Annotated in this window: 15 protein-coding genes; 12 read left to right on the top strand and 3 right to left on the bottom strand. The window is 60.8% G+C overall.

Annotation, left to right across the window (positions count from 1 at the left end; all coding sequences use genetic code 11):
- Positions 1-19 precede the first annotated feature (19 nt).
- The 10 genes from A462_RS13180 (at position 20) to A462_RS13225 (ending at position 12,205) form a co-directional block, all read left to right on the top strand.
- Positions 20-1,102, top strand: a complete 1,083-nt coding sequence (locus tag A462_RS13180) for a nucleoside hydrolase (protein ID WP_008436139.1) — start codon at positions 20-22, stop codon at positions 1,100-1,102.
- A 71-nt stretch (positions 1,103-1,173) separates the two neighbouring features.
- Positions 1,174-2,457, top strand: coding sequence for a glycosyltransferase (locus tag A462_RS13185; RefSeq protein ID WP_008436137.1), 1,284 nt, complete (start codon positions 1,174-1,176; stop codon positions 2,455-2,457).
- A 71-nt stretch (positions 2,458-2,528) separates the two neighbouring features.
- Entirely contained in the window at positions 2,529-3,434 is a 906-nt protein-coding gene (locus tag A462_RS13190; RefSeq protein WP_003215319.1) for an AraC family transcriptional regulator, read from the top strand.
- Positions 3,435-3,770: 336 nt separating this feature from the next.
- Positions 3,771-5,081, top strand: coding sequence for an ABC transporter substrate-binding protein (locus tag A462_RS13195; RefSeq protein WP_003215317.1), 1,311 nt, complete (start codon positions 3,771-3,773; stop codon positions 5,079-5,081).
- Between the two features lie 136 nt (positions 5,082-5,217).
- Entirely contained in the window at positions 5,218-6,144 is a 927-nt protein-coding gene (locus tag A462_RS13200) for a carbohydrate ABC transporter permease (protein ID WP_003215314.1), read from the top strand.
- 10 nt (positions 6,145-6,154) lie between these two features.
- On the top strand, positions 6,155-6,985 hold the full coding sequence (locus A462_RS13205; protein WP_003215312.1) for a carbohydrate ABC transporter permease: 831 nt from the start codon (positions 6,155-6,157) through the stop codon (positions 6,983-6,985).
- Positions 6,986-7,022: 37 nt separating this feature from the next.
- The gene (locus A462_RS13210; protein ID WP_003215310.1) at positions 7,023-8,126 is read left to right on the top strand and encodes an ABC transporter ATP-binding protein; all 1,104 of its coding nucleotides are present in this window, start codon (positions 7,023-7,025) and stop codon (positions 8,124-8,126) included.
- Between the two features lie 18 nt (positions 8,127-8,144).
- Positions 8,145-9,626, top strand: a complete 1,482-nt coding sequence (locus A462_RS13215; protein WP_008436132.1) for a mannitol dehydrogenase family protein — start codon at positions 8,145-8,147, stop codon at positions 9,624-9,626.
- 146 nt (positions 9,627-9,772) lie between these two features.
- Positions 9,773-11,254 (top strand): xylulokinase, encoded by a 1,482-nt coding sequence (xylB, locus tag A462_RS13220; protein ID WP_008436131.1) that lies wholly within the window; start codon positions 9,773-9,775, stop codon positions 11,252-11,254.
- A 12-nt stretch (positions 11,255-11,266) separates the two neighbouring features.
- The gene (locus tag A462_RS13225; RefSeq protein WP_008436129.1) at positions 11,267-12,205 is read left to right on the top strand and encodes a carbohydrate kinase family protein; all 939 of its coding nucleotides are present in this window, start codon (positions 11,267-11,269) and stop codon (positions 12,203-12,205) included.
- A 643-nt stretch (positions 12,206-12,848) separates the two neighbouring features.
- On the opposite strand, the gene aqpZ is transcribed toward A462_RS13225, so the two are convergent.
- Both aqpZ and A462_RS13235 read right to left on the bottom strand, forming a co-directional pair.
- On the bottom strand, positions 12,849-13,541 hold the full coding sequence (aqpZ, locus tag A462_RS13230; protein WP_008436121.1) for an aquaporin Z: 693 nt from the start codon (positions 13,539-13,541) through the stop codon (positions 12,849-12,851).
- Between the two features lie 112 nt (positions 13,542-13,653).
- Positions 13,654-14,895, bottom strand: coding sequence for a hypothetical protein (locus A462_RS13235; protein ID WP_008436119.1), 1,242 nt, complete (start codon positions 14,893-14,895; stop codon positions 13,654-13,656).
- A 330-nt stretch (positions 14,896-15,225) separates the two neighbouring features.
- On the opposite strand from A462_RS13235, the gene A462_RS13240 reads away from it, so the two are divergent.
- Together A462_RS13240 and A462_RS13245 are read left to right on the top strand one after the other, a co-directional pair.
- Positions 15,226-15,486 carry a DUF2790 domain-containing protein gene (locus A462_RS13240; protein ID WP_008436118.1) on the top strand — a complete coding sequence of 87 codons (261 nt, stop codon included), beginning with the start codon at positions 15,226-15,228 and terminating at the stop codon, positions 15,484-15,486.
- A gap of 153 nt (positions 15,487-15,639) precedes the next feature.
- A complete protein-coding gene (locus A462_RS13245) occupies positions 15,640-16,038 on the top strand; it encodes a hypothetical protein (RefSeq protein ID WP_008436117.1) in 399 nt (132 codons plus the stop codon).
- An 11-nt stretch (positions 16,039-16,049) separates the two neighbouring features.
- Here A462_RS13245 and A462_RS13250 read toward each other — a convergent pair whose 3' ends face one another.
- Positions 16,050-16,325: a DUF1652 domain-containing protein gene (locus A462_RS13250; RefSeq protein ID WP_008436115.1), complete on the bottom strand. Its 276-nt coding sequence runs from the start codon at positions 16,323-16,325 to the stop codon at positions 16,050-16,052.
- Positions 16,326-16,699: the final 374 nt, after the last annotated feature.

Raw genomic sequence — 16,699 nt, 5'->3', positions numbered from 1 at the left:
ATTTTTCGGGTGAGTCTCCATGCAAGGTTTCATCAAGCGCTGTGCCCTGCTTGTCGCCGTGGGCCTGTGTGCCGGTACGGCGCAGGCCGCAGAAAAGGTCATCTTCGACACCGACTTCAACGTGCTCAACGATGACGGCCAGGCCTTTATCATGCTCGCCCAGTTGCACGGGCAAAAACGCATCGACCTGCTGGGCATGACCCTGGTCAGCGGCAACGCCTGGGTCGACCAGGAACAGGTCGACGCCCTCAAGGCGGTGGAACGCATGGGTGTGGAGAAGGAAGTCGGCGTGTATTCCGGCGCCGCCTACCCGCTGCTGCATGACTACGCCACCTATGAGGCGGAAAAAGCCCTGTTCGGTTCCGGCTGGCCGGGTGCGTTCAAGAACCCGCGGCCAACCAGTGCCTCACAACTGGTCGCGCCACCGGACGGCCTGGCGACCCACACCAGGCTGCGCAAGGAAACCGCCGCCCAGTTCATCGTCGACAGCGTACGGGCCAACCCCCACGAGGTAACGATCCTGGCGGTCGGCCCACTGACCAACATTGCCCTGGCGATTCGCTCGGCACCGGACATCGTGCCGCTGATCAAGCGCATCGTGTACATGGGCGGCGCGCTGGAGATTCCGGGCAACACCACGCCGGCGGCGGAGTTCAACTGGTGGTTCGACCCGGAGGCGGCGAAGATCGTGTTGCGCTCGCCCATCGAACACGTGATTTTTCCCAACGATGTCTGTGAGAAAGTCACCTTCGACAAGTCGGTGTATGAGCGGGTGATCGCACACAAAGGCCCGATTGCCGACCTGTACAAGCACGAGTTCGGGCCACTGTTCGCCAAGGACCCGGCTTACCACAGCTTCACCTGGGACAGCCTGCCGGCACTGTTTCTCGTGAACCCCGGGATCGTCACCGAATCCCGCGAGCTGTGGGTGGACGTGGATGCCACCTTCGGCGCCGACTATGGCCGGGCACTGGGCTACAAGAAAGGCGCGCCGGTCGGCACGCAAAAGGCCAAGGTGGTCTTCGCGGTGGACCAGAAGCAGTTCTGGGACGGTTATGTAGGGTTGGTGACGCTGCCGACGCCGGTCAACATCTTCCGCTGAGTGCGCCGGAACTTGAGGGGCTGTGGTTTAATTGCGCGCCTTTGCCCAGCCCTTCAAGGAATCCGTTGTCGATGAATCAGCCCGCCACCAAAGTCCTGGTCATTGGCTACGTCTGGCCAGAGCCTCGCTCCTCGGCGGCCAGCGGGCACATGATGCAGATTCTGGAGAGTTTCCTGGCCCAAGGCTGGGACATCACCTTCAGCAGCCCGGCGGTCACCGGCGAACACAAGGCCGACCTGCCCGCCCTGGGCATTCGCGAATGCGCGATCGAGTTGAATAACAGCAGTTTCGACGCGTTTATCCAGCAATTGGCTCCGGATATCGTGCTGTTCGACCGTTTCATGATGGAAGAACAGTTCGGCTGGCGCGTGGAAAAATCCTGCCCGAATGCTCTTCGGGTGCTGGAAGCATCCGACCTGCAAAGCCTGCGGGACGCCCGCCACCAGCGCCTCAAGGATTTCCTGAAGGCGCACCCCGAAGCTGATGACTTCGACGCGCTGTTCAGCCGGGACCTGGCCGCCGAATTCGATGACATGGCCGATACCGACCTGGCCAAGCGCGAGATCGCCGCGATCTACCGCTGCGACATCAGCCTGATGATCTCCGATGTGGAAATCCAGTTGCTGACCGAACACTTCAAGGTGCCCGCTGCCCTCCTCCACTGGTGCCCGCTGATGCTGGTGCCGCCCACCGAAGCCTTTGCCCCCTTTGAGGACCGTGCCCACTTCCTGAGCATCGGCAATTTCCGCCATGCGCCGAACTGGGATGCGGTGTTGTGGATGAAGAACAGTGTGTGGCCGCTGATCCGCCAGCAACTGCCCGGCGCTCAACTCCACGTGTACGGCGCCTATACGCCACCCAAGGCCACCGCGCTGCACAACCCGGCCCAGGGCTTCCACGTGATGAATTGGGCCGAGGATGCATTGCAGGTCATGAGCGCTGCGCGTATCTGCCTGGCGCCACTGCGCTTTGGTGCCGGGATCAAGGGCAAGCTGGCCGACGCGATGCTCTGCGGCACACCCAGCGTTACCACACCGATTGGCGCCGAAGCCATGGGCGAACCGTGGCCCGGCGTGGTCGAACATAGCGCCAATGCACTGGCTGCTGCGGCGGTTGCGTTGTATCAAGACCCGCCACGCTGGACCCAGGCCCAGGAAGATGGCCGGCAGTTACTGGCCCGCCGTTACGCCCACGACCTCCACGGCCCGGCCCTGGTGGAGCGCCTGGAGCAGTGCCGCCGCCAGTTGGCCGAGCACCGTCGGAACAATTTCACCGGCAGCATGCTGCGCCACCACCTGCACAAAAGTACCCAGTACATGGCGCAGTGGATCGAGGCGAAAAACCGTACGCTGTAGACACAGACGCTGGCGAGGTGGCGCGCAAGGGGGCATTATCCTTTTCGCAACCACAATAAAGCGACTGCAGCATGACCCGAGCAGCGAGAATCACCGATCCTTCCTACGAGCTGATGGACGATCACAACGGTCTGTCCATCATCTATCGCCAACACGGCTTCCCGTGCCCGTTGGTGCGCTGGCATTTCCACAAGGAATACGAGCTGCACCTGATCGTTGCCAGCTCCGGCAAGGTGTTTATCGGCGACTACATCGGCAACTTCTACCCGGAAAGCCTGTTCCTCACCGGCCCCAACCTGCCCCATAACTGGATCAGCCAGGTGGCCGAGGACGAAGTGGTGCCCAAGCGCGACATGCTGGTGAACTTCACCGACGAGCTGTTCGACGGCGGCAGCCATGTCTTTGCCGAGCTCAAGACCCTGGCGCCACTGCTGGAACGGGCGCAATACGGCATCGAATTTCGCTGCAAGAAAACCATCGCCCAGGCCATGACCCTGATGCAGCGCATCGAGGACGCCCAAGGCATGGCGCGCCTGGGGCACTTCTTCATCCTGATGGAAGTGCTGAGTGCCTGCGAGGACTACCAACTGCTCTCCGGCGTGACCACGCCGCAACTGGCGGACGAACACAGCATCGACCGCACCAACCGCGCGGTGGACTACATTTTTGCCCACTACGCGCGGGAGCTGTCCCTGGAAGAGGTGGCCGAATACCTCGGCATGAAACCCACCTATTTCTCCCGCGTATTCAAACAAGCCACCGGCCGCACCTTCATCGAATTCGTCAACCGCCTGCGCATCAGCAAGTCCTGCGAGCTGCTGGCCGATGGTGACAAAGCCGTGACCGATGTGTGCTTCGAGTCAGGCTTCAACAACATCTCCAATTTCAACCGCCGCTTCCAGCAGCTCAAGGGCATGACCCCCTCGCACTACCGGCGCCTGGCGGTGCAGCGGTTAACCGAGCAGAACCTCGCCTGAAAACGCGCGCTCCTGTGGGAACCCGCTTGTGTGGGAGCGGGCTTGCTCGCGAATGCAGTGTGTCAGGCAGCGCAAATGTCGGCTGATTCACCGCCTTCGCGAGCAAGCCCGCTCCCACATTTGCATCGCGCTCACGCAGGAAGCCGATCGCTCCCAGCGAATCGTTTCAGCAATTTTCCGCTGCAGTGCAAAAAAGTATCAGTAAAAGTGCTCCCAAGGATTTGTCAGCACGTCAATTGAAGGCTGTAATCAACGCACACTCTTCCAGCTGTCGTGGAAGACACAACAACAATAACTGTCCTTCTGCAGCCCCTGGGCGCAGAAATGGAGTGCGCGATGAAGTTCACAGCCAAAGCTCTGCTTGCCTGCACCTGCATGACCCTCAGCGCCGTCAGTCTTGGCGCGCAAACCCTGACCATTGCCACCGTCAACAACAGCGACATGATCCGCATGCAAAAGCTCTCGAAAACCTTCGAGACCGAGCATCCGGAGATCAAGCTGAACTGGGTGGTACTCGAAGAAAACGTCCTGCGCCAACGCCTCACCACCGACATCGCCACCCAGGGCGGACAGTTCGACGTGTTGACCATCGGCATGTACGAAGCTGCACTCTGGGGCGCCAAAGGCTGGCTGGAACCGATGAAGGACCTGCCTGCTTCCTACGACCTGGACGACGTTTTCCCTTCCGTGCGTGACGGTCTTTCCGTCAAGGGCTCGCTGTATGCCCTGCCGTTCTACGCCGAAAGCTCCATCACCTACTATCGCACCGACCTGTTCAAGGACGCCGGGCTGACCATGCCCGAGCACCCGACCTGGACCCAGATCGGCGAATTCGCCGCCAAACTCACCAACAAGGACAAGGAACAGTACGGCCTGTGCCTGCGGGGCAAAGCCGGTTGGGGCGAGAACATGGCGCTGATCACCACCTTGGCCAACGGCTACGGTGCACGCTGGTTCGATGAGAAGTGGCAGCCGGAATTCAACGGGCCTGAGTGGAAAGACGCGCTGAACTTCTACGTCGACAACATGAAGAAATCCGGCCCGCCGGGGGCTTCCAGCAACGGTTTCAACGAAAACCTGGCGCTGTTCAACAGCGGCAAGTGCGCGATCTGGGTGGACGCCAGCGTCGCCGGCTCGTTCGTCACCGACAAGACCCAAAGCAAAGTGGCTGACCACGTCGGCTTCACCTTTGCCCCGCACGAGAAGACCGACAAAGGTACTTCGTGGCTGTACTCCTGGTCCCTGGGGATTCCAACCAGTTCCAAAGCCAAGGACGCTGCCAAGGTGTTCACCACCTGGGCCACTTCCAAGGAATACAGCCAGTTGGTCGCCAAGACCGACGGGATTGCCAACGTACCGCCAGGTACCCGCAAATCGACCTACAGCGACGAATACATGAAGGCCGCGCCGTTTGCCAAGGTCACGCTGGAATCGCTGAAAGTCGCCGACCCGAAAGACCCGTCGGCCAAGCCGGTGCCGTATGTGGGCATCCAACTGGTGACCATTCCTGAATTCCAGGCGATTGGTACCCAGGTCGGCAAGTTCTTCTCCAGCGCACTGACCGGTGGCTCCACTGCCGAAAAAGCCCTGGCGGATGCACAGACCTTCACCGAACGCGAAATGAAGCGGGCCGGTTATCCCAAGTAACCCCCAACACCTGTAGGAGCGAGCTTGCTCGCGAAAAAGGTACATCCACCGCAGCGATGCGCCTGGAATACTTTCGCGAGCAAGCTTCGCTCCTACAGGGGCTTTGCGTACCTGTCTCTAATCGGTCCTGATCACCATGAATACCACCACTGCCCAAGTGCAAACCGCTACGCCGGACAAGCCGCGTAAAAGCCGCCTGATCAACCCCGGCTGGTTCCTCGTCAGCCCCTCGGTGGCCTTGTTGCTGCTGTGGATGATCGTGCCGCTGGGCATGACCCTGTACTTCTCGCTGATTCGCTACAACCTGCTCTACCCCGGCGAAAACCAATTCGTGGGCCTGGAGAACTTCACCTACTTCATCACCGACTCGGGCTTCCTGCCCGGCGCCACCAACACCCTGTTGCTGGTGGGCAGCGTGTTGCTGATCAGCGTGGTGTTTGGCGTATTGATCAGCGCCCTGCTGGAAGCCAGCGAGTTCTTTGGTCGCGGCCTGGTGCGGGTGTTGCTGATTTCACCGTTCTTCATCATGCCCACCGTCGGTGCGCTGATCTGGAAGAACCTGATTTTCCATCCGGTGTCGGGGATCCTCGCCTACGTGTGGAAGCTGTTCGGCGCCCAGCCGGTGGACTGGCTGGCCCATTACCCGTTGCTGTCGATCATTATCATCGTGTCCTGGCAGTGGCTGCCCTTCGCGATCCTGCTGCTGATGACCGCCATGCAGTCCCTCGACCAGGAACAGAAGGAAGCCGCCCGCCTCGACGGTGCCGGCGCCATCGCGATCTTCTGGCACCTGACCCTGCCGCACCTGGCACGTCCGATTGCCGTGGTGGTGATGATCGAAACGATCTTCCTGCTCTCGGTGTTCGCCGAAATCTTCACCACCACCAACGGTGGCCCCGGCTACGCCTCGACCAACCTCGCCTACCTGATCTACAACCAGGCGCTGGTGCAGTTCGACGTGGGCATGGCCTCGGCCGGGGGCTTGATTGCCGTGGTCATCGCCAATATCGCGGCGATCATCCTGGTGCGGATGATCGGCAAAAACCTGACTGACAAGCCTTGAGGGCCGCGCCATGACGCTTCAACAATCCCGCCGCCTGCAAAGCGTGCTGCTCGGCACCCTGGCCTGGGCCATCGCGATCCTGATTTTCTTCCCGATCTTCTGGATGGTGCTGACCAGCTTCAAGACCGAAATCGACGCGTTCGCCACGCCGCCGCAGTTCATCTTCACGCCGACGCTGGAGAACTACCTGCACATCAACGAGCGCAGCAACTACTTCAGCTACGCCTGGAACTCGGTACTGATTTCCTTCAGCGCCACCGCCCTGTGCCTGCTGATCTCGGTACCGGCCGCCTACTCCATGGCGTTCTACGAGACCAAGCGCACCAAGGGCACGCTGCTGTGGATGCTCTCCACCAAGATGCTGCCGCCGGTGGGCGTACTGATGCCGATCTACCTGCTTGCCAAGAGCTTCGGCCTGCTGGATACGCGCATTGCGCTGATCATCATCTACACCCTGATCAACCTGCCGATCGTGGTCTGGATGGTTTACACCTACTTCAAGGACATCCCCAAGGACATCCTCGAAGCCGCCCGCCTGGACGGCGCCACCCTGTGGCAGGAAATGGTCCGGGTGCTGCTGCCGATCGCCAAGGGCGGCCTGGCTTCCACGGTGCTGCTGTCGCTGATCCTGTGCTGGAACGAGGCGTTCTGGTCGCTGAACCTGACCTCGTCCAACGCCGCGCCGCTCACCGCGCTGATCGCCTCCTACTCCAGCCCCGAAGGCTTGTTCTGGGCCAAATTGTCTGCCGTGTCGACCCTGGCCTGTGCGCCGATCCTGATTTTTGGCTGGATCAGCCAGAAACAGCTGGTCCGCGGTTTGTCCTTCGGCGCCGTGAAGTAACGGCTCCTTCAAAAATATTTAGAAGCGGAGGCCCATCATGGCCAACCTGAAAATCAAGAATCTGCAAAAAGGCTTCGAAGGTTTCTCCATCATCAAGGGCATCGACCTTGAGGTGAACGACAAGGAATTCGTGGTGTTCGTCGGCCCGTCGGGCTGCGGCAAATCCACCCTGCTGCGCTTGATTGCCGGCCTTGAAGAAGTCACCGAAGGCACCATCGAGCTGGATGGCCGCGACATCACCGAGGTCACCCCGGCCAAGCGCGACCTGGCGATGGTGTTCCAGACCTACGCCCTGTACCCACACATGAGCGTGCGCAAGAACATGTCGTTTGCCCTGGACCTCGCCGGCGTCGACAAGAAGATTGTCGAGAGCAAGGTCAACGAAGCAGCACGTATCCTGGAGCTGGGCCCTTTGCTTGAGCGCAAGCCAAAGCAGTTGTCCGGCGGCCAGCGCCAGCGTGTCGCCATTGGCCGTGCGATTGTGCGTAACCCGAAGATCTTCCTGTTCGACGAACCCCTGTCCAACCTCGATGCCGCCCTGCGGGTGCAGATGCGCCTGGAGCTGTCGCGCCTGCATAAAGAACTGCAAGCCACCATGATCTACGTGACCCACGACCAGGTCGAAGCCATGACCCTGGCCGACAAGGTTGTCGTACTCAACAGCGGCCGCGTGGAACAGGTGGGCTCGCCGCTGGAGCTGTATCACCAGCCGGCCAACCTGTTTGTGGCAGGCTTTTTGGGCACGCCGAAAATGGGTTTCCTCAAGGGCAAGGTCACTCGCGTTGACCCACAGAGCTGCGAAGTCGAACTGGACGCCGGCGGCCGCATCAGCCTGCCCCTGAGCAGCGCGACCTTGAGCGTCGGCAGCGCCGTGACCCTGGGCATTCGCCCGGAGCACCTGGAAATCGCCGCGCCGGGGCAAGCCACCCTGACCGTCACCGCCGACGTCGGCGAGCGCCTCGGCAGCGACACCTTCTGCCACGTGATTACCGCCAGCAAGGAGCCGTTGACCCTGCGGATCCGTGGCGACATGGCCAGCCAATATGGCGAGACCCTGCAGCTGTACCTGGACCCGACCCAATGCCATCTGTTCGACGCTGAGGGTGTTGCCGTGGCCCGCCCACTGCGCGCCGCCGCCTGATTTCGCGAGAATTTCCCGATGAAACTGAACAAGCAAAACCTCACGCAACTGGCGCCCGAAGTGCAACTGCCGGCCTATGCGATTGCCAATACCAGCCAGGGCATCGCGCACATCGGCGTTGGCGGGTTTCACCGCGCCCACCAGGCGTATTACACCGATGCCTTGATGAATACCGGCGTGGGCCTGGACTGGAGCATTTGCGGCGTGGGCCTGCGGGCTGAAGACCGCAAGGCCCGGGACGACCTGGCCGGCCAGGACTACCTGTTCACCCTGTATGAACTGGGCGACACCGACGACACCGAAGTGCGCGTGATCGGCTCCATCAGCGACATGCTGCTGGCCGAAGACGGTGCCCAGGCGTTGATCGACAAGCTGGCCAGCCCGCAGATTCGCATCGTCTCGCTGACCATCACCGAAGGCGGCTACTGCATCGACGACAGCAACGGCGAGTTCATGGCCCACCTGCCGCAGATCCAGCATGACCTGGCCAACCCGGGCTCGCCGAAAACCGTGTTCGGGTTTATCTGCGCGGCGTTGACCCAGCGCCGGGCCGCCGGGGTGCCGGCATTTACCGTGATGTCCTGCGATAACCTGCCCCACAACGGCGCCGTGACTCGCAAGGCGTTGCTGGCCTTCGCCGCGCTGCATGACGCTGACCTGCACGAGTGGATCAAGGCCAACGTGAGCTTCCCGAATGCGATGGTCGACCGCATCACGCCAATGACCAGTACCGCGCACCGCCTGCAACTGCATGACGATCACGGCATCGACGACGCCTGGCCGGTGGTCTGCGAGCCGTTTGTGCAATGGGTGCTGGAAGACAAGTTCGTCAACGGCCGCCCGGCGTGGGAGACGGTGGGCGTGCAGTTCACCGACGACGTGACGCCGTATGAAGAGATGAAGATCGGCCTGCTCAACGGCAGCCACCTGGCATTGACGTACCTGGGCTTCCTGAAGGGCTATCGCTTCGTCCACGAGACCATGAACGACCCGTTGTTCGTGGCCTACATGCGCGCCTACATGGACCTGGACGTCACGCCCAACCTGGCGCCGGTTCCGGGTATCGACCTGACCGAATACAAGCAGACCCTGGTGGACCGCTTTTCCAACCAGGCGATTGCCGACCAGCTGGAGCGCGTGTGTTCCGATGGTTCGTCGAAGTTTCCCAAGTTCACCGTACCGACCATCAACCGCCTGATTGCCGATGGTCGCGAGACTGAACGTGCCGCGCTGGTGGTGGCGGCCTGGGCGCTGTACTTGAAAGGCGTGGATGAGAATGGGGTGATCTACCGCATTCCAGACCCTCGCGCCGAGTTTTGCCAGGGGCTGGTGACGGAAGATGCGTTGATCAGCAAGCGGCTGCTGGGGGTGGAAGAGATTTTTGGTACGGCTATTCCCAACTCGCCCGAGTTTGTGGCAGCGTTTGAGCGGTGTTTCGAGAGCCTGCAGGATGTGGGTGTGAGCAAAACGCTGGAGCGGCTGCTCGCCAACCTCAACTGACGGAACCGAATCAAAAATGTGGGAGCGGGCTTGCTCGCGAAAGCGGTGGATCAGTCAATATTTGCATAACTGACACACCCTATTCGCGAGCAAGCCCGCTCCCACATTGACCGAGTTCTCCATAACAATAGGCTGAGCGACCTACCATGACCCAGCAAAACCTCTACCTCGGCATCGACTGCGGCACCCAGGGCACCAAGGCCATCGTGCTGGACGCCAGCAGCGGCAAAGTCCTGGGCCTGGGCGCCGCCAGCCACACGCTGATCAGCGGTGCCAACGGCCGCCGCGAACAGCACACCCAGGAGTGGCTGGACGCGTTTACCGAAGCCACTCACCGCGCCTTGCAACAGGCCGGGGTGGACGGCCAGGACATCCTCGCCATCGGCGTTTCCGGCCAGCAACACGGCCTGGTATTGCTGGATGACCAAGGCCAGGTGCTGCGCCCGGCCAAACTGTGGTGCGACACCGAAACCGCGCCCGAAAATGATCGCCTGCTGCAACACCTGGGCGGTGAAAGCGGCTCCCTGGAACGCCTCGGCGTGGCCATCGCGCCGGGCTACACCGTGTCCAAGCTGCTGTGGACCCGCGAACAGCACCCGGAGGTGTTCGCACGCATCGCGCATATCCTGCTGCCCCACGACTACCTCAACTACTGGCTCACCGGCCGCGCCTGCGCCGAATACGGCGATGCCTCCGGCACCGGTTATTTCAACGTGCGCACCCGTGAATGGGACCTGACACTGTTGCGCCACATCGATCCCGACGGACGCCTGGAAGCTGCGCTGCCCGAGTTGATCGAGGCCAACCAGCCAGTGGGCACCATCCTGCCAGCCATCGCCGAGCGCCTGGGCATCAACCCGAACGCCCGGGTGTCCAGCGGCGGCGGCGACAACATGATGGGCGCCATCGGCACCGGCAATATCGCCCCCGGCGTGATCACCATGAGCCTGGGTTCATCCGGTACCGTGTATGCCTTTGCCGATCAGGCCAACGTCAGCCCGCAGGCGTCGGTGGCGACTTTCTGTTCATCCAGCGGCGGCTGGCTGCCGTTGATCTGCACCATGAACCTGACCAACGCCACCGGGGTCATCCGCGAGCTGTTCGACCTGGATCTGGTGGCGTTCAACGGGTTGGTGGCCCAGGCACCGATCGGCGCCGACGGCGTGAGCATGCTGCCGTTCCTCAATGGCGAGCGGGTGCCCGCCCTGCCCCACGCCACCGGCAGCCTGCACGGCCTGACGATGACCAATCTGACCCGCGCCAACCTGTGCCGCGCCGTGGTCGAAGGCACTACCTTCGGCTTGCGCTATGGCCTGGACCTGCTGCGCCAGACCGGCCTGCAAAGCCAGAGCATCCGCCTGATCGGTGGCGGCTCGAAAAGCCCGGTGTGGCGGCAGATGGTCGCGGATATCATGAACACCGAAGTGGTCTGCACCGAACAAAGCGAAGCCGCAGCCCTGGGCGCGGCAATCCAGGCCGCGTGGTGCCAGTCCGGTGAAAGCCTGGCGCAGTTGTGCCAGCGCTGCGTGAGCGTCGACGCAGCCAGCCGCACACTGCCGGATGCCGGCAGCGTCAGCGCCTACCAGCAGGCTTATGAGCGTTATCAACAGCACGTGGCATCCCTTTAAGAGCGAACGAATATGTATTTGGTATGTGGCGAAGCGCTGTTTGATTTTTTCAGCGAGGACGATGCCAGCGGCAAGGCATCCAGGGTCAATTACAAGGCGATTGCCGGCGGCTCGCCGTTCAACGTCGCGGTAGGCTTGCGTCGACTGGGAATCGACGCGGGCTTTTTCGCCGGGATCTCCGACGACTACCTGGGCCGACGCCTGTTGCAGGTGCTCAAGGACGAAGGCGTGGGCGAGGATTACCTCGTGGAATTCTCAGCGCCCACCACCCTGGCAATGGTCGCAGTGGGTGCCAATGGCTCACCGCAATACAGCTTTCGCGGTGAAGGTTGCGCCGACCGCCAGTTGCAACTTGAGCATCTACCGGCGTTGGGCGACGAAGTGCGTGGCGTACACATCGGCTCGTTCTCACTGGTGGTGCAGCCGATTGCCGACACCCTGCTGGCCCTGGTACGCCGGGAAAGCGGCAAGCGCCTGATCAGCCTCGACCCCAACGTACGCCTGAACCCGGAGCCGGATATCGAGCTGTGGCGCGCCCGCGTGGCCGAGCTGGTCAAGCATGCCGACCTGATCAAGGTCAGTGACGAAGACCTGCACCTGCTCTACCCCGGCCAGGCTCCGGAAAGCATTCTGCAAGGCTGGTTGCAACACCGTTGCCAACTGGTGTTCCTGACCCGTGGCGGCGACGGCGCGACGGTGTTCAGCCGCCAGCACGGCAGTTGGTCGGCGCCGGCGGCCAAGGTCGTCATGGCGGACACGGTAGGGGCTGGCGATACGTTCCAAGCCGCGTTGATTGCCTGGCTGACCGAGCAGCAACTGGACTCGGTAGAGGGCCTGCAACGGCTGACCCGCGAGCAGATCAGCAGCATGCTCACCTTCGCCATCCGCGCTGCCGCACTCACCTGCAGCAAGACCGGGCCGGACCTGCCCTACCGCCAGCAATTGAACTAGCCCAGCCTGCCCCCGCGCGCTGCGGGGGCAACTCATTTACTCCTTTCTCCTTTCCTCCACAACCTGTCAACTTTGACAGTTGTCAGTCGTGGTTTTCGGGTCAAGACTCCGGTTACGCCTCAATCTCAAGGAAGTGGCGCCAACATCATTGTGTTGCCGGGAGATTTTATGAAAAACATCAAGATTGGCTTGTTCGTAGGGATAGTGTTGGCCACGTCGGTTGCTCGCGCAACGCCACTGGATACCACGACAGACCTGGAGTCTATTGCATGGGAACATGTGTCCTTTGTGTCTATAGCACCCTATGCCCCATTGAAAACTTTGAGCCCAGAAAAGAGCGCCACTCAACCCGGATTCCCTACGGGTTTCTGTAACGGCACCTCGGCAAATGGGATCAGTTGCCGCACGGGAGCGGGAAAAGCTGTCGGACATACACGCATAGGGGTCAATTTGCACTATTGAAGTGGCCAGCATGAGCCGGATACTTGGTTTGCGCAGCACGGGATAGTGTTGGCCACGTCGGTTCCAGGCGCAACGCCCGTCGACACAAAGGCAATTCTGGAAGATGTGAGGAGACCCAGTTGGACAGCTATACGCTGGAGGGTTTCAGCGGTAATGCGCAGGTACGCATGAGCTGGTAGGCTCACGCTTCCCTAGCGCGGGTAACCGCCCGGGCAACGATGGCGCCCACCACCGCCCCCACTATCGGTGCCGCCCAGAATAGCCACAACTGCATCAGGTATTCCCCGCCGGCAAACAATGCTGGCCCGGTGCTGCGCGCCGGGTTGACCGAGGTGTTGGTGACGGGGATGGCCACCAGGTGAATCAGCGTCAGGGTCAGGCCAATGGCAATCGGCGCAAACCCGACAGCCGAACCCGGGCCGGTGACACGCATGATGATGAACACAAAAAAGAACGTCCCCACCGCCTCGACCACCAACGCGGCCAGCAGGCTGTAATGCCCGGGGCTCAATTGGCCATAGCCGTTGGCGGCGAAAGCGCCCACTTCAAACCCCGGACGACCACTGGCGATCAGCGCCAACACGGCGGCGGCGACAATCGCACCGGCGACTTGGGCAATGATGTACGGCACCACGTCAACGCCCGGCATCCGGCGCCCCACCCATAGGCCGATGGTCACCGCCGGGTTGAAGTGTGCACCAGAAATACTGCCCACCGCGTAGGCCATCGTCAGCACCGTCAAGCCAAAGGCCAGGGCGACACCGGCGAAGCCGATCCCGAGTTCCGGAAACGCCGCGGCCAGTATCGCGCTGCCGCACCCGCAGAAGGTCAACCAGAACGTCCCAAGAAACTCTGCTGCGATTTTCTTTTGCAAACCAACTCCACCCAATGCCAACGCCATCCGATTGATGGGCCTGGCGGCGACGGTAGCAAAAGCGATTAACTTGGCTGTATCAGACTTGTCCGGTAAACCGGTGAGCCTTTTTCTATGGCAGCGTTGCAACGACTGCATCGTCGGTGCCCGTGCTGTCTTCAGCACCGCCTGCCACATAAGTGCCGTTTGGGGATATCGCCGTCAGACCGCTTTCCTGACCGCCGCCGAACTGTGGAATGGCCACGGTTCCCGTCGCAGAAGTCCAGGTGGCGGCCTGGTGATGCTCGCCGGCATTTTCGCTGGTCAGTGCCACGACGTCGTTATCACTCAAATCCACGAAGCCTATATGTGTGCCGCCTGCCAACGGCGGAATCAACTGAGTGCTGCCCGACGAAGGCGTCCAGAAGGCCAACAGATGATGGCCATTGCTGTCCTGGTACGACACAACGGCATGCCCGTTATTGTTCAACCGCAAACCGGTGATTCGAGATGCCCCCGATACACCGCTGATGCTGCTCAACTGAACCGGCGTGGCGCTTGGATTGGGCCAGTAGACGGCTTGGGGCACATCCGGCGCCGAGAAGTGGCAAGTGCCCAGCAACTGCACTGCATTGTTTACGCTGCTTACGCTGCAGCCCGTGCTACCGGCAGGTGTGGTCAAGGGCGTCGTGACCAAGGTGCCCAGTAGCCCGGTTTTCTGCACGACTTTGGCGACGGTGTTGCCAGACGCAGGATTCGGGCAGTCGAGCGCAACGGTGGGCACACCGTTTATAGGCGTGTTGTTGATGTCGGCGGGAAAGCAGTTGTCGTGCAGGGCGGACACTTGAAGCGGGGCTGTACTCCCGGAAAACCACAACACTGCCGTTGCGTCACCGGTACCGCTTAAGCTCGCCCCGGCCAATACATCGCTCTGGTTGAAGGCACTAATGACAGTGCGCGCCTCAGGCAGTAATCCAGTGCCCAATACCGAGACGGCTTGCAACGCCACCGGCGCAGCGCCCGGCGTAGCGCTGTTCCAGATGACGGCGGTGGCTCGATTGTCTGCCATTTTGCATGAGCCCGCTATTTGTCCGTTATTGTCTATAGCCACGGCGGTGCAGCCTTGGCCACTCACCAATGGCGGTAGCGGAACTTCAGTGCCTGCCGTGGACGCGACCCACGCCACGGATGGCCCCGAAGTAGTGCCCGGGGTACAGGTACCCACCACAACGCCCGAGTTGTTGACCGCCAAGGAAACACATTGCTTCCCGGCAGCCGTGCCTTCACCGACGAATGTTGCTGCGCTGACAGCGCCTGTATAGGCAGTTGCACCCGCCATCGCGAGAACCAGCGTGCGGTTGATCAAATTGTTCATGGCTATTCTTTCCTTGGAGGCCAGTTTGATGGCCGGCGGGTGAGACGTTTCAAGCGCCGGGGCAACCTAGTTATGGCACAGTTCCCAGGACAGACAACTGTCAGAGTTGACAGGTTGTGAGGTGATAAAAAAAGGCGTAATAGATGCTTCCCTCACGCAGCCCACGCCCCCATGAAGATGAAGCTTTTGTCAGTAAAGCCTCACTTAATCGATGGTTAATCCCCCGGGAAGACAGTTGATTCGACCGCACTCGCACGGCTCCAACCGTTGCACAGGGCGGCCGCGGCTCATCACGTTGTTGAGCCTGCGAACGACTTGCGGAGAAACACCATGAAACTGCGTACGTTAATGCTCGGTGCTGCACTGGCCCTGACGGCTGTAACGGGGATGGCGCAGGCTGACACCGCACCCGTCGTCACGCCTTATCACTACGGCGAGAAGATGGATGTGCAGAAGGTGCTTGCCATGCATGAAACCGATACCAATGAATGCAAGGTGATCAAGGCCGATATCAAGTTCGTGGACAGTCAAGGGAAAGTCCAGGACGTGGGCTATCGCAAACTGTCGGAAGCCTGTGATTTCCAGAATTGAACCGATCGGCTTTTTTGTAGGAGCGAGCTTGCTCGCGAAAGACTCCAGCGAAACGCGGGCATCCTGAATGTACGCGGGCCTTGCGTTCTTCGCGAGCAAGCTCGCTCCTACAGGGGTATCCTTGAGCGCTCGTTACGGCTGAAAGGATTCGCCATGCAAGTGCACTTCCGTCCCCTCGCTACCTTCACTGCCCTGCTGTGCTTTGCCCTCGCGCTGATCTGGGGTTTGCGCCCGGACCTGCTCCTGTGGGTGTGGAGTGTTGAATACTCCAGTGCCACCGGCCTGGTCGCCCGACGCAACGCCGCGCTGTTCCTGGCCATTGGCATCATGTTTTACCGCGCCCGCCATTCCCCACCTGATGCGACACGGCATGCCATGACCTCCGGCTTTGCGATCGGCTGTTTTGTGCTGGCGATGTTGGGGATCAGCGAATGGATCAGCGGCCATGCGGGCCCGGGGATTTCGCTGGCGGTGATCACGGAAACGGCGTTGGGCCTGGCGTTTCTCCAGGCCCGCAAGTCTTCACTGATTGAAGCTCAACCGTCCGTTTAATAGACGTCCGTTTAATAGAAAGGACACGCACCGGCTCGTTTGAGGGCCGGGGCATGGGTGTGGGTGTGCTTGAGGTCTTCACGCAACTCGGTAATCAAATTGCAGATCGCCCGACTGCTGTCGAGCTTGTTCGCGCAAATGCCGGTGACCACCAAGTCGACCCGGTCATGGTCGATCTCGTGATAAACCTTCACCGTCAGCGAGGCGTCTGGCGCCTTGGTGACTTCACAGCGCTTAGGCAGAAAACTTCCTTCAATAATGCCGCGTAATTCCAGATCCGAAAGCATGGCCGACCTCTCCTTTTATGAGATTGCCAATCGATTGTTATCAATATTCTTTATTCGTACGGCTGGCGAACGCGGTGACACGCTCGCCGTTTGCGCCTGACCAGCCCTGGCAGACGGCTTTGCTTACCCAGCGTACTAGGCTCGCTCGAAATGCGTTGGATCCTTTCCTCATAAGCGACGACATTACTTATATAAGTTACGCGGCAGACCGCCATCAACCCTCCCGTTTGAGGTATGAACCGTCGTGCTTGTAGCTCATTCAGAGTTGTAACAGGATCTTATAAAGGGCGGCGGCAAAAACTGAGTGCAACACCTGACCTTTCCGGTAGGGTGTTGCCATGTCTTATCACGAACTCAGCGTTGAAGAACGCTCC

It is taken from the genome of Pseudomonas sp. Ag1, from assembly GCF_000278565.1.
Classification (GTDB): Bacteria; Pseudomonadota; Gammaproteobacteria; order Pseudomonadales; family Pseudomonadaceae; genus Aquipseudomonas.
The sequence above is the reverse complement of the archived record's forward strand: the minus strand, read 5'-3'. Positions and strand labels throughout refer to the sequence as shown.